General features: G+C 65.7%; 12 protein-coding genes. 3 read left to right on the top strand and 9 right to left on the bottom strand.

The genetic code is table 11. The annotated features are described in order from the left end of the window. Position 1 precedes the first annotated feature (1 nt). From AC1DDS_RS05325 to AC1DDS_RS05350, 6 genes are all read right to left on the bottom strand, one after another. The gene (locus AC1DDS_RS05325; RefSeq protein WP_477477930.1) at positions 2 to 1,318 is read right to left on the bottom strand and encodes a dihydrolipoamide acetyltransferase family protein; all 1,317 of its coding nucleotides are present in this window, start codon (positions 1,316 to 1,318) and stop codon (positions 2 to 4) included. Between the two features lie 3 nt (positions 1,319 to 1,321). Further along, the gene (locus tag AC1DDS_RS05330) at positions 1,322 to 2,335 is read right to left on the bottom strand and encodes an alpha-ketoacid dehydrogenase subunit beta (RefSeq protein ID WP_477477931.1); all 1,014 of its coding nucleotides are present in this window, start codon (positions 2,333 to 2,335) and stop codon (positions 1,322 to 1,324) included. 1 nt (position 2,336) lies between these two features. Then, positions 2,337 to 3,569 (bottom strand): thiamine pyrophosphate-dependent enzyme, encoded by a 1,233-nt coding sequence (locus tag AC1DDS_RS05335; RefSeq protein WP_477477932.1) that lies wholly within the window; start codon positions 3,567 to 3,569, stop codon positions 2,337 to 2,339. Positions 3,570 to 3,637: 68 nt separating this feature from the next. Further along, on the bottom strand, positions 3,638 to 4,765 hold the full coding sequence (locus tag AC1DDS_RS05340) for an acyl-CoA dehydrogenase family protein (RefSeq protein ID WP_477477933.1): 1,128 nt from the start codon (positions 4,763 to 4,765) through the stop codon (positions 3,638 to 3,640). Between the two features lie 26 nt (positions 4,766 to 4,791). Further along, the gene (locus tag AC1DDS_RS05345) at positions 4,792 to 5,979 is read right to left on the bottom strand and encodes an acetyl-CoA C-acyltransferase (protein WP_477477934.1); all 1,188 of its coding nucleotides are present in this window, start codon (positions 5,977 to 5,979) and stop codon (positions 4,792 to 4,794) included. Positions 5,980 to 6,006: 27 nt separating this feature from the next. Continuing rightward, complete coding sequence (locus AC1DDS_RS05350; RefSeq protein ID WP_477477935.1) at positions 6,007 to 6,774, bottom strand: 3-hydroxyacyl-CoA dehydrogenase; 768 nt, start codon at positions 6,772 to 6,774, stop codon at positions 6,007 to 6,009. Positions 6,775 to 6,916: 142 nt separating this feature from the next. Between AC1DDS_RS05350 and AC1DDS_RS05355 the strand changes: the two genes are divergently transcribed. Next, complete coding sequence (locus AC1DDS_RS05355; RefSeq protein ID WP_477477936.1) at positions 6,917 to 8,008, top strand: AraC family transcriptional regulator; 1,092 nt, start codon at positions 6,917 to 6,919, stop codon at positions 8,006 to 8,008. Positions 8,009 to 8,069: 61 nt separating this feature from the next. Here the strand turns inward: AC1DDS_RS05355 and AC1DDS_RS05360 are convergent, their stop codons facing one another. Next, entirely contained in the window at positions 8,070 to 8,657 is a 588-nt protein-coding gene (locus tag AC1DDS_RS05360) for an IMPACT family protein (protein ID WP_477477937.1), read from the bottom strand. Positions 8,658 to 8,943: 286 nt separating this feature from the next. On the opposite strand from AC1DDS_RS05360, the gene purU reads away from it, so the two are divergent. Beyond that, entirely contained in the window at positions 8,944 to 9,828 is an 885-nt protein-coding gene (gene purU / locus AC1DDS_RS05365) for a formyltetrahydrofolate deformylase (RefSeq protein WP_310413300.1), read from the top strand. A gap of 81 nt (positions 9,829 to 9,909) precedes the next feature. On the opposite strand, the gene AC1DDS_RS05370 is transcribed toward purU, so the two are convergent. Both AC1DDS_RS05370 and AC1DDS_RS05375 read right to left on the bottom strand, forming a co-directional pair. After that, positions 9,910 to 11,217, bottom strand: a complete 1,308-nt coding sequence (locus tag AC1DDS_RS05370) for an NAD(P)/FAD-dependent oxidoreductase (protein ID WP_477477938.1) — start codon at positions 11,215 to 11,217, stop codon at positions 9,910 to 9,912. Beyond that, on the bottom strand, positions 11,217 to 12,566 hold the full coding sequence (locus AC1DDS_RS05375; RefSeq protein WP_477477939.1) for a glutamine synthetase family protein: 1,350 nt from the start codon (positions 12,564 to 12,566) through the stop codon (positions 11,217 to 11,219). Before AC1DDS_RS05375 ends, AC1DDS_RS05370 begins: the two co-directional genes overlap by 1 nt. Before the next feature lie 143 nt (positions 12,567 to 12,709). Between AC1DDS_RS05375 and AC1DDS_RS05380 the strand changes: the two genes are divergently transcribed. After that, complete coding sequence (locus AC1DDS_RS05380; protein ID WP_477477940.1) at positions 12,710 to 13,408, top strand: GntR family transcriptional regulator; 699 nt, start codon at positions 12,710 to 12,712, stop codon at positions 13,406 to 13,408. The last annotated feature ends 55 nt before the right edge of the window (positions 13,409 to 13,463 follow it).

Below are 13,463 nucleotides of genomic sequence, written 5' to 3' on the forward strand. Positions count from 1 at the left end.
GTCAGCCTTCGATGAAGATCAGCGCGGGGGTTTCGAGCAGGGCCTTGATCCGCTGGACGAACACGGCGGCGTCCCAGCCGTCGACGATACGGTGGTCGAAGCTCGACGACAGGTTCATGATCTTGCGCGGGACGAACTGCGTGCCATCCCAAACCGGCCGCGTCATGATCTTGTTGACGCCGACGATCGCCACTTCCGGATGGTTGATGATCGGCGTCGTGACGATGCCGCCGATGGCGCCGAGTGACGTGATGGTGATGGTCGAACCGGACAACTCCTCGCGCGCGGCGGTGCCGTTGCGAGCGGCATCGGCGAGCCGCGTCAACTCGGCAGCGCTGTCCCAGATCGACCGCGCCTCGGCGTGGCGGACGACCGGAACGGTCAGTCCGGACGGCGTCTGGGTGGCGATGCCGATGTGGACGGCGCCGTGGCGGGTGATGATGCCGGCGTCGTCGTCGAAGGTGGCGTTGACGCCCGGCTGCTCGCCGAGCGTCTTCACCAACGCGCGCATCAGGAAGGGCAGGAGCGTCAGCTTCGGCTGGTCAGGCTTGCGGCCCGCATTCATCGTCGCGCGCAGGTCCTCCAGATCGGTGACGTCCACTTCCTCGACATAGGTGATGTGGGGGATGCGCGAGGCGGCGAGCCGCATCTTCTCGGCGATGCGGCGGCGCATCCCCGCGACCTTGATCTCCTCGGTCGCCGTCTTCCGGGCCAGGCCGGGGACGGCGGTGGCCGGCTGCGCGCCGCGCGCCAGGAACTGGTCAAGATCGTCATGGGTGATACGGCCGGCCGGCCCCGTGGCCGCTACCTGGCGCAGGTCGACCCCGGCCTCCTGCGCGCGCAGCCGCACCGCCGGCGAAGCCAGCGGCCTTTCGCCCGGTTCGTGGCGGGCGGGGTGCGCTGCCGCCGGCGACTCGCGGCGCGGTGCCACCGGAGGCGGGGCGGCCGGCTCCACGCGGGGTGACGCTGCCGCCGCTCGCTCCAGCGGGATGATTTCGGCTGTTTCCAGCGGAGCCGCGGGTGTCTCGGCCTTTGCGGCCGTATCCATTGCCGTGTCGGCGGACGCGTGGCCTTCGCCCTCGATGGCGATCCGTAGCAGCGGCGCCTTGACGGCAACGGTGTCGCCGACCTCGGCGCCGAGCCAGAGAACCGTGCCGTCGACCGGCGAGGGAATCTCCACCGTCGCCTTGTCGGTCATGACCGCGGCAAGCACCATGTCCTCGCGCACCGGATCGCCGGGCTTGACGTGCCACTCCACCAGTTCGGCCTCGGCAACGCCTTCGCCCACATCCGGCATCTTGATGACGAATTCGCCCATGCCTCAGGCCTCCATCACTTCTTGCAGGGCCCGGCCGACGCGTGCGGGGCCGGGAAAATAGTCCCATTCCTGGGCGTGCGGGTAGGGCGTGTCCCAGCCGGTGACGCGCACCACCGGTGCCTCGAGATTGTAGAAGCAGTGCTCCTGCACCAGCGAGACCACCTCGCCGCCGAAGCCGGAGGTCAGGGTCGCCTCGTGGACGACCACGCAGCGGCCGGTCTTCCGCACCGATTCGACGATCGTGTCGAGATCGAGCGGCAGCAGGCTGCGCAGATCGATCACCTCGGCGTCGATCCCCGTTTCCTCGGCGGCGGCGAGTGCCACGTGCACCATCGTGCCATAGGCGATCACTGTGACGGCGTCGCCGGCCCGGCGGATCTCCGCCTTGCCGATCGGGACCGTGTAATGCCCTTCCGGCACGTCGCCGAGTTCGTGCTTCGACCAGGGCGTGACCGGCTTTTCGTGATGCCCGTCGAAGGGGCCGTTATAGAGCCGCTTCGGTTCCAGAAACATCACCGGGTCCGGGTCCTCGATGGCCGCAATCAGCAGGCCCTTGGCGTCGTAGGGGTTGGAGGGGACGATCACCTTCAGGCCGCAGACGTGCGTGAAAAGCGCCTCCGGGCTCTGGCTGTGCGTCTGGCCGCCGAAGATGCCGCCGCCGGTCGGCATGCGCACGACGATCGGGCAGGTGAAATCGCCGTTGGAGCGGTAGCGGATGCGCGCCGCCTCCTGGGTGATCTGGTCGTAGGCCGGATACATGTAGTCGGCGAACTGGATTTCCACGCAGGGCTTCAGGCCGTAAGCCGCCATGCCGATCGCAGTGCCGAGGATGCCCGACTCGTTGATCGGTGCGTCGAAGCAGCGGGCCTTGCCATACTTCGCCTGCAGGCCCTGCGTGGCGCGGAAGACGCCGCCGAAATAGCCGACGTCCTCGCCGTACACGACGACGTCGTCGTCGCGCCCCATCGAGACGTCCATCGCACTGCGCACGGCCTCGATCATTGTCATTCTTGCCATATCAGTATCCTGCCTTCTGCCGCTGGCGGCGGATGTGGGCGGGCATTTCCGCATAGACGCCCTCGAAGATGTCGCGAACGGATGGCTTGCCGCCGGCATGCAGCGTGCCGTGGCTTTCGGCGACCTTCTGCGCCTGGATCACCTCGTCAAGGATCTCGGCCTCGGCCTGAACGTGGCGCTCCTCCGACCAGACGCCGCGCACGACCAGGTGCTTCTTCAGCCGCAGCACCGGATCGCCGAGCGGCCAGGCCTCGGATTCGGTCTTCGGCCGGTAGGCGCTCGGATCGTCCGAGGTCGAGTGCGCCCCGACGCGGTAGGTGACGTATTCGATCAGCGTCGGGCCGAGATTGCGGCGGGCACGCGCGGCTGCCCATTTCGCGACGGCATAGACGGCCAGATAGTCGTTGCCATCGACGCGCAGCGCCGGGATGCCGAAACCGAGGCCTCTTGCGGCAAAGGTGCCGGAGCCGCCGCGGGCGATGCCCTGGAAGGTCGAGATCGCCCACTGGTTGTTGACGATGTTGAGGATGACCGGCGCCTTATAGGTCGAAGCGAAGACGAGCGCCGAATGGAAGTCGGACTCGGCGGTGGAACCGTCGCCGATCCAGGCGGCGGCGATCCTCGTGTCCTTCTTGATTGCCGAGGCCATCGCCCAGCCCACCGCCTGCACGTATTGGGTGGCGAGGTTGCCGGAGATGGTGAAGAAGCCGTGCTCCTTGGACGAATACATGATCGGCAGCTGCCGGCCGCGCAACGGATCCGCCTCGTTCGAGTAGATCTGGTTCATCATCTCGACCATCGGATAGTCGTCGGCGATCAAAAGCCCCGCCTGCCGATAGGTCGGAAAATTCATGTCGCCCTTGTTCAGCGCCTTGCGGAAGGCGCAACTGACGGCCTCCTCGCCAAGGTGCTGCATGTAGAAGGAGGTCTTGCCCTGCCGCTGCGCCATCAGCATGCGCGTGTCGAAGGCACGCAGCTTCATCATGTTGCGCAGGCCGACAAGCAGGTCGTCGTCCGAAAGCAGCCCCGCCCAGGGGCCGACCGCCTCGCCGTCGCGGTTGAGCACGCGAATGATCGAATAAGCGAGATCGCGGATCTCCTCCGGCGCCACCTCGACGTCCGGCCGCGGCACCGATCCGGCCTTCGGAATCTTGACGTTGGAAAAATCCGGCTGGCCGCCGGGCCGGACTGCCGGCTCTGGCACATGCAAGCTCAGGTGCGGGACCTCATTCATGCCCTGTCATACCTCCCTTGTCGGCCGCCGCCCCGTTGCTCCCAGCAGACGGCGCACACACCACTATCCTACAAATTGCGCGCGATGACGATGCGCTGAACGTCGCTCGTGCCCTCGTAGATCTGGCAGATGCGGACGTCGCGGTAGATGCGCTCGACCGGGTAGTCGGCCATGTAGCCGTAGCCACCGTGAATTTGGATCGCGTCCGAGCAGACCCTCTCCGCCATCTCGGAGGCGAACAGCTTGGCCATCGACGCCTCCGTCAGACAGGGCTGCCCTTCCTCCTTCAGTTGCGCCGCGTGCAGCACCATCTGCCGCGCCACCTCGATCTGCGTCGCCATGTCGGCAAGGCGGAAGGCGACGGCCTGGTGGTCGATGATCGGGGTGCCGAAGGCGCTGCGCTCACGGGCATAGTCGCGCGCCGCCTCGAAAGCTGCGCGCGCCATGCCGACGGATTGGGCGGCGATGCCGATGCGCCCTCCCTCGAGATTCGAAAGCGCGATCCGATAGCCCTCCCCCTCCGCCCCGAGCCGGAGGTCGGCGGGGATGCGCATGCCGTTGAAGGCGATCTGGCAGGTGTCGGAGGAGTGCAGCCCGAGCTTGTGCTCGACGCGCACGACCTCGTAGCCGGGCGTGTCGGTCGGAACGATGAAGGCGGAAATCCCCTTCTTGCCGGCGTCCGGATCGGTGACGGCGAAGACAATGATGACATTGCCGTTCTTGCCCGAGGTGATGAACTGCTTGGCGCCGTCGATGACATAGTGGTCGCCGTCGCGGCGGGCGCGGGTCTTCAGGTTCGAAGCGTCGGAGCCGGCCTGCGGCTCGGTCAGCGCAAAGCCGCCGATCCACTCGCCGGAGGCAAGCTTCGGCAGGAAGCGCTGCTTCTGTTCCTCGGTACCGTATTTCAGGATCGGCACGCAGCCGACCGAGCTGTGCACGCTCATGATCGTCGAGCACGGCCCGTCGCCGGCGGCGATCTCCTCGAGCGCAACGGCGTAGGCGATCGTGCCGGTCTCCGAGCCGCCATAGGCTTCAGGCACCAGCATGCCGAGGAAGCCGAGCTCGCCCATCTCCTTCAGTTCCTCGCGCGGAAAAGTGCTGTTCAGGTCGCGCTCGGCCGCGCCCGGCGCCAGCTGCTCGCGGGCGAAATCGCGCGCCATGTCCCGGATCTGGATCTGCTGTTCGGTCAGGATCATGCCTCGGTCTCCTCCCCGAAAACCGGTCAGTGCAGTTCGAGCGCGAGCGCCGTCGCCTCGCCGCCGCCGATGCAGAGGCTCGCCATGCCGCGCTTCATGCCGTAGCGCTCGAGCGCCGACAGAAGCGTGACGATGACGCGAGCACCCGAGGCGCCGATGGGGTGGCCGAGCGCGCAGGCGCCGCCGTGCACGTTGACCTTGTCGTGCGGCAGGTCGAGGTCGCGCATCGCCGCCATGGCGACGACGGCGAAGGCCTCGTTGATCTCGAAGAGGTCGACGTCCTTGAGGTTCCAGCCGGTGCGCTCGCTCAGCGTGCGCAGGGCGCCGATCGGCGCGGTCGCAAACAGGTTGGGCGCCTGCGAATGGGTAGCGTGGCCGACGATGGTGGCCAGCGGATCGATGCCCTCGCGTTCGGCCTGCGAGCGCCTCATCAGCACAAGTGCGGCCGCACCGTCCGAAATCGAAGACGAATTCGCCGCCGTCACCGTCCCATTTTCGCGAAAAGCCGGCTTCAGCGTCGGAATCTTCTCCAACCTGGCCTTGCCCGGCTGCTCGTCACGGCTGACGACCTGCTCGACGCGGCCCGACTTCACCGTGACGGCTGCGATCTCGGCGTCGAAGGCGCCGCTCTCGATCGCCTTCTGGGCGCGCGTCAGCGAGGTGACCGCATAGTCGTCCTGGGCGGGACGGGTGAACTGATAGGCCTCGGCGCAGTCCTCGGCGAAGGTGCCCATCAGCCGACCCTTGTCGTAGGCATCCTCCAGCCCGTCGAGAAACATGTGATCGATGACCCGGCCGTGGCCGAGGCGATAGCCGCCGCGGGCGCGGTCGAGCAGATAGGGCGCGTTGGTCATGCTCTCCATGCCGCCAGCGACGGCGATCGAAGCACTGCCGGCGGCGATCAGGTCGTGCGCCAGCATCACCGCCTTCATTCCGGAGCCGCACATCTTGTTGACGGTCGTGGCACCGGCTGCGAAGGGCAAGCCGGCGGCGATCGCCGCCTGGCGGGCGGGCGCCTGGCCCTGTCCGGCCGGCAGGACACAGCCGAAGACCACCTCTTCCACCGCTTCCGGACTGACGCCGCTTCGATCGAGTGCAGCACGGATGGCGGCAGCGCCGAGATCCGGCGCGGTGGCATCCTTCAGATCTCCCTGGAAACCGCCGATGGCGGTACGGGCCGAGCCAACGATGACGATCGGGTCCTGTTGCGTCATTTCTGATCTCCCGGAACGGTGCCTGTCTCAGCGCGGCGCCATGCGCAGCGCGCCATCGAGGCGGATGACTTCGCCATTCAGCATGATGTTTTCGCAGATGTGGCGGACCAGCGCGGCGAATTCCGCCGGCTTGCCGAGGCGTGGCGGGAAGGGCACGCTTCTGCCAAGCGAATCCTGCACCTCCTGCGGCATGCCCGCCATCATCGGCGTCTCGAAGATGCCCGGTGCGATGGTGACGACACGGATGCCGGAGCGCGCCAGTTCCCGGGCGATCGGCAGCGTCATTGCCGCGATCCCGCCTTTCGAGGCCGCATAGGCCGCCTGACCGATCTGGCCGTCGAACGCGGCGACCGAGGCGGTGTTGACGATCACGCCGCGTTCGCCTTCGGCCCCGGGCTCCTCCGTGGCGATGGCTGCTGCGGCAAGCCGGGTCATGTTGAAGGTGCCGACAAGGTTGATCCCGATCGTGCGGGCAAAGCTCTCCAGCTTGTGGGGACCGTCGCGGCCGATCACCTTCTCGCCCGGCGCGATGCCGGCGCAGTTCACGAGACCGTGCAGGTGGCCGAACCGCTCCAGCGCTAGGTCGACGGCGGCCTGGGCGTCCTTTTCCTGGGTGACGTCGGTGCGCATGAAGGCGGCACTGGCTCCGAGCTCACCGACGATGCCGGCTCCCGCTTCCGTGTTAACGTCCGCGATCACGACGTTTGCCCCCTCGCCCGCCAGCATGCGGGCAACCGCGGCACCGAGGCCGGAGCCGCCACCGGTGACGAGAAACGTCTTTCCACGGATCAGCATTGGCGTGATCCCGCGGCGGACTTGCGCCCGGCATGGCGGTTTCGATGCGTCATGCAGTCCTCCCAGCGCCGCATTCGATCGACTGGAGCGATCTGCCCCGGTCCGTCTTGCCCGACTGTATGCCGGTGCGGTATTGCAAGCGATGACCGAAGCGTCTCGATTGTTCGGCCACTTTTACCATATTCTGCAGGGCATGACGACAATGGAAACCGCGCGGCGGATGATCTCGCCCTCCTTCGTGGAAGAAGCGCTCGATTGCCTGAGACGGCACGGCAAGGCACCCGAACAGGTGCTCGCGACCCTCGGCCTGCCCGCCGCAATCGACGCGCCGATCTCCGCCGACAGCTACGGCGCACTCTGGCTTGCGATCGCCGCCGAGATCGACGACGAGTTTTTCGGGATGGGCGGCCGGCCGATGCGACGCGGCAGTTTCACGCTGCTGTGCCACTGCATCCTCCACGCAAGGACGTTGGAACAGGCGCTGCATCGGGCCTTGCGGTTCCTCGACGTCGTGCTCGAAGACCCGAGCGGACGGCTGGAGATCGCCGACGGGCTGGCGCAGATCGTGCTTTCGGACCGGCGCGAGGCACGCTCTGCCTTCGCCTACCGCATGTATTGGATCCTGCTGCACGGAATCACGTGCTGGCTGGTCGGTCGGCGCATCCCCATCCGCAGGGTCGATTTCCGCTGTGCCGAGCCACGGCAGGGTGCCGACTATCGCCTGTTCTTCGGAGCACCCGTCCGCTTTTCTCAGCCGGCAAGCCGGCTGGCCTTCGATGCGTCGGTATTGAAGCTGCCGGTTGCCCGAAACGAGCAGGCGCTGAAGCAGTTTCTGCGCGGGGCGCCGGCCAATATCCTCGTGCGCTACCGCTACGATGCCGGCCTCGCCGCGAGCGTTCGTAAGCGGCTGCGGCAGGTGTCGCCCGCGTCATGGGCCGGATTCGAGGAACTGGCGGCGCAAATGCGCATGTCGCCCTCGACGCTGCGCCATCGCCTGCAGGCCGAGGGCCAGAGCTATGCCGGGATCAAGGATGAAATCCGCCGCGACCTTGCGATCGAGATGCTGCAGACCAGTTCGCATGCGGTCGGTGAAATCGCAGCCCAGCTCGGGTTTTCGGAGCCCAGTGCCTTCCACCGCGCCTTTCGCAAGTGGACCGCCAAGACGCCGGCGGCCTTTCGCCGCGAAACGACGGTGGACAAGCCTCGGCCCACCGCAATGAAGCGCCGGGAGTGATCCTTCCAAGTCCGACCGCGTCGCGGCGCGGCAGCGGCGGCTTGTTTCCGCAGGAAATCGATCAATCCTTGAGGACGACGGTCGCGCGTCCCGCCGTCACGTCGGTGATCATCCGGACGATCGCCATAGCCTCCGCCTCCGGCAGGGCGACGACCAGTTCGGCGCCGGTGGCGGTGAAGGCTTCTGCCTCGACCCGGACATCACCCGATGCCGCAAGTCGCGACTTGACCAGGGCATGATCGGAGAACACGCAGGTCACGCGCGCCTCGACCCGGGCGACGAGTTCCGTCTTGGCCATCGCCCGCAGGCACATCGCGGCCGTTCCGCCATAGGCACGGATCAGGCCGCCGCTGCCGAGCAGGATGCCGCCGAACCAGCGGGTGACGACGACTGCGACCCCGTCCAGCTGTTGCCCGTCGATCGCCTGCAGGATCGGTTTTCCGCCCGTCCCGCTCGGCTCGCCGTCGTCGCTGAAGCGATAGACCTGGCCGAGGCGCCAGGCGAAGCAATTGTGGTTTGCGCCGGGGTCGGAGTGGGCGGCGAGGAAGTCCTTTGCGCCCTGCTCGCTCTCGATCGGGCCTGCAACGGCGATGAAGCGGCTTTTCTTGATGTCCTGCTCGAAAGTGCCGGTCGTGTGCAAAGTGAACATGGCTCAACCTTCGCTCGGAGCATGACGGCAGAGGATTGGGCAATGCGGAGTGCGGAGGATCGACATGCGGCCTTGTCGCAGAAGAACGGTCATCTCGCCAGCCCCTGCCTCTATCCTGCCATTGAATGTCGCGAACCGTTGCGTCTGCTTTCGCATCGCAGCTTAGCTTTCACTCATATAAGACCCTGCAGACGGGCCTTGCAAAATCGGCGGACGGTTGAGATATGAGCCCTCCGCCGAAACCGCCGGCGCAAATTGCGGCGCATCGACAGCGAGAGTGGAACCGATGAAGAGCTATGTACTGACTGTTTCGTGCCAATCGACCCGCGGCATCGTCGCCGCGATCACTACCTACCTCGCCGAGAAGGGCTGCTACATCGTCGACAGCTCGCAGTTCGACGATATCGAGACCGGACTGTTCTTCATGCGCCTGACCTTCATCAGCCAGGAGGGCGCCACGGAAGGCGAGATCCGCGAAGGATTCCAGCCGGTGGCCAAGGCCTTCGGCATGACCTGGGAGGTCCACGATTCGCAGGAGCGCATGAAGGTGCTCTTGATGGTATCGCGCTTCGGCCACTGCCTGAACGACCTGCTCTACCGCTGGAAGATCGGTGCGCTGCCGATCGACATCGTCGGCGTCGTCTCGAACCATTTCGACTACCAGAAGGTCGTTGTGAACCACGACATCCCCTTCCATCACATCAAGGTGACGAAGGAGAACAAGCCGCAGGCCGAAGCCCGGCTGATGGAGGTCGTCGAGCAGTCCGAGGCCGACCTGATCGTGCTCGCCCGCTACATGCAGGTGCTCTCTGACGAGGTCTGCAAGAAGATGTCGGGCCGGATCATCAACATCCACCATTCGTTCCTGCCCTCCTTCAAGGGTGCCAACCCCTACAAGCAGGCCTTCGAGCGCGGCGTGAAGCTGATCGGCGCGACCGCCCACTACGTCACCGAGGATCTGGACGAGGGCCCGATCATCGAACAGGACGTGGCGCGCATCACCCATGCGCAGAGCGCCGAGGACTATGTCTCGATCGGTCGCGACGTGGAGAGCCAGGTACTGGCGCGTGCCGTTCACGCACACATCCATCACCGCGTCTTCATGAACGGCAACCGCACCATCGTCTTCCCGGCAAGCCCGGGCTCCTACAAGTCCGAACGCATGGGCTGAGCGGCGGATATCGATCCCTCAACGAAAGAGGCCGGCGGAGATTTCCGCCGGCCTCTTTCGTTATCAATCCCGTTTTGGACCTCAGAGCCCAAAGGCGTCCTTGAACTGGTACCACCAGGAGCCGATCGTCGAATATTGCGCGCGGAACATGCGCCCGCCCGGGAACGGAATCCACGGCAGCTTCTCGAACTGGCTGAACCGGCTGGCGTCGCCGTGGACAGCCTCGCTCAGGATCTTGCCGAACAGGTGCGAGCCGGTGACGCCGTGACCGCTGTAGCCATGGGCGAAATAGGTGTTCCTGCCGATCTTGCCCATCTGCGGCACGCGCGAGAAGGAGAGCGCGAAATTGCCGCTCCAGGCATAGTCGATCTTCACACCCTTCAGCGACGGGAACACTTTTTCCATGTTGGGGCGGATCTTCGCCCGCACGTCGGCCGGGTCGGTGCCGCCATAGACGGTGCCGCCGCCGAAGATCATCCGCTTGTCGGCCGAAAGCCGGAAATAGTCGAGGATGTAGCGCACGTCCTCGACGCACATGTCGGACGGGATCAGCGCGTCGGCGCGATCGCCGAGCGGCTCGGTCGCGACCATCTGGGTGGAGACCGGCATGACGCGGGAGACAAGCTTCGGCACGACATGGCCGAGATAGGCGTTGCCGCAGAGGACCGCGATATTGGCGATCACGCGGCCCTTGGCCGTGTGGATGACCGGCTTTTCCGCCTCGTGCTCGACCTTCGTCACCGGCGACTGCTCGTAGACGACGCCGCCGAGCGATTCGAGCGCCTTCGCCTCGCCGAGCACAAGGTTGAGCGGGTGCATGTGGCCGCCGGTGGTGTCCAGCATGCCGCCGACATAGGCGTCGGTGTTGACGAGCTTGCGGATCGCTTCCTTGTCGAGCAACTGATGGTCGTCCATACCGTAGCTCTTCCATAGCGCCTTCTTGTGCTCCAGTTCGCGCATGTGGGCGGCGGTGTAGGCGGCATAGATGTTGCCGTCCTTCAGGTCGCACTCGATGCCGTACTGGCTGACGATGCGGCGGATGATCTTGCCGCCCTCCTGCACGAGGCTGCCGACGAAGGCACCGGCGGCGTCACCGTAGCGGCGCTTGATCGTGTCGAGGCTGGCGTTGAGGCCGTTGACGACCTGGCCGCCGTTGCGGCCGGAGGCACCCCAGCCGACGCCGGCGCCTTCGACGACGACGACCTTGTAGCCCTTTTCGGCGAGGTGGATCGCGGTCGACAGGCCGGAATAGCCGGCGCCGAGCACCGCCACGTCCGCCCGCACCTCGCCCTCGAGAATCTTCGGCGCACGGATGATGTTGCGGGAGGCGGCGTAGTAGCTGTCGGGGTAGGCGCCGTCGCCGGCGTAGGATTGTGTGTTAATGGCCATCAGACGATTTCCAGATAAGCACTGAATTCGAAGTCGGTCACTTGCTCGGCGAAGCCGGCGATCTCCTGCCGCTTGCAGGCGATCAGCATCGAGCGGAAGTCGGGATCGAAGATCTCCGAGACGATCGAGCCGTTTTCGAAGGCGCTCACCGCCGAGCCCCATTCGCTGGGGATGCGTGGCGCCCGCGTCTGATAGGCGCTGCCCACGATCGGTGCCGGCGGCTCCCACTTGTTGCGGATTCCCATCAGCGCCGCGCCGAGAATACCGGCCATGACGAGATAGGGATTGGCATCGGCACCGGCGACGCGGTGCTCGATACGCCGCGCCGCAGGGTTGCCGCCGGGGATGCGGATCGCCGTGGTGCGGTTCTCGTAGCCCCAGGTGATCGACGTCGGCGCATGGGTGTCCGGCCGAAGTCGCCGGTAGGAATTGTAGTGCGGCGCGAACAGTAGCGTCGTTTCCGCCATTCCGCGCGTCAGTCCGGCGACCGCGTGGCGCAGGACGTCGGAGCCCTGCTCGGTACCGTCGTCGAAGACGTTCTTGCCGCCCTCGTCAATCAGGCTGAAATGCATATGCATACCGCTGCCCGAGCGCATGCCGTAGGGCTTGGCCATGAAGGTGGCGGCAAAGCCGTGCTTGCGGGCGATGCCCTTGATGATGCGCTTGAAGAACAGCGCGTCGTCGGCCGCCTTCAACGGATCGTCCGAATGCACCAGATTGATCTCGAACTGACCGATACCGTTCTCGGCGACGGCCGAGTCAGCCGGCACGTTCTGGCGCTCACATTCCGCATAGACGTCGGAGAAGAACTGGCCGAAGTCGTCGAGCTCGTCGATCGACAGGATCGCGTCGGAATCGAGGCGCTTGCCCGTGTAAGGCGAGATCGGCGGCTCGGCATGGTCCGGCTCTGAATCGATCAGATAGAATTCCATCTCCGAGGCGACGACGGGCCGCAGGCCCAGTTCATGGTACTGGCGCACGATATGGGCGAGCGCCTGGCGCGGATCGGCGAGGAACGGCTCGCCGTTTTCCTTGAACAGCCACAACGGAACGACGGCGCTCGGCTTCAGCGTCCAGCTGACCGGCAGCGCGCCGCGGCCCGTCGCGCTGCAGATGCCGTCCTGGTCGCCGCTGGTGAACACCTGCGACGAGCCGACGATGTCCTCGCCCCAGACGTCGACGCCGACAATCGATAGCGGCATGCGGATGCCGCCCTCCAGTACCTTCTTTGCCTGGCTGACCGGTACGCGTTTGCCGCGCAGAATGCCGTTCAGGTCGCACACGACCGCCTGGATGCTCTCTACCGACTCCGCGTTGATGAGCCAGTCGTTCCCCTCAGATTCATTCATGATTTTTCCATATCACATATTGATTTTTGTGATCACATTTCTAATATATGCACACTTTCTTGTTGTCGGTCAAGCTGGTAAGACCGGAACAAGAAGGGCGCGACCGAAACCGGTCGTGTCCTTTTGCTGGTCAGGAGGGGACGTTGGGCGCTTTGAAGCTGCAGCCGCTGGTGCGGCCGGACGGAATGACCACGCATGAATACGCACATCGGCGGCTGCGCCAGGCGATCATGGTCGGCTCCATCCGCCCGGGTGAGGCCCTGACCATTCGGGGAATCGCGGAAGCGATGGAGAGCAGCCCGACGCCGGTTCGCGAAGCGTTGCGGCGCCTGTCTTCGGAAGGGGCGCTGAAGGTGCTCGACAATCGGCGGATCATGGTGCCGAAGATGACCGCCGACCGCTTCGGTGAGTTGATCGCCCTGCGCACCGTACTCGAGCAACACGCCGCCCGACGCGCCGTCGACCACATCACCGAAAAGCAGATCGATCGGCTGGTGGAGATCGACAAGGCGCAGGACGAGGCGATCGCGCGCAAGGACAGCGCCACCGCGCTCCTGCTGCTGAACCAGGAATTCCATCGCACGCTCTACACCGCCAATCCGGACCAGATCATCATGCCGATGGTGGAGAGCGTCTGGCTGCAACTGGGGCCGTTCCTCGGCATCGCCATGGAATATGTGGAGCAGCTCTATTTCGTCGACCGCCATCAGGAGGCGATCGCAGCACTGCGCAAGCGCGACGGGGATGCCGTTGCTGCCGCCATCGGTGCGGACATCCGCGAGGGCATCGGTGGGTTCGAGCGCGCGGCGATCGAGAACCTGCTGCGGCTCGCAGGGCAGTAGCTCCGCTCGAAACTCAGCTGATGACGCCACGCGCGTTTCGGTTTGGCTGACATTG

This window comes from Mycoplana sp. 10N416 (assembly GCF_056394765.1).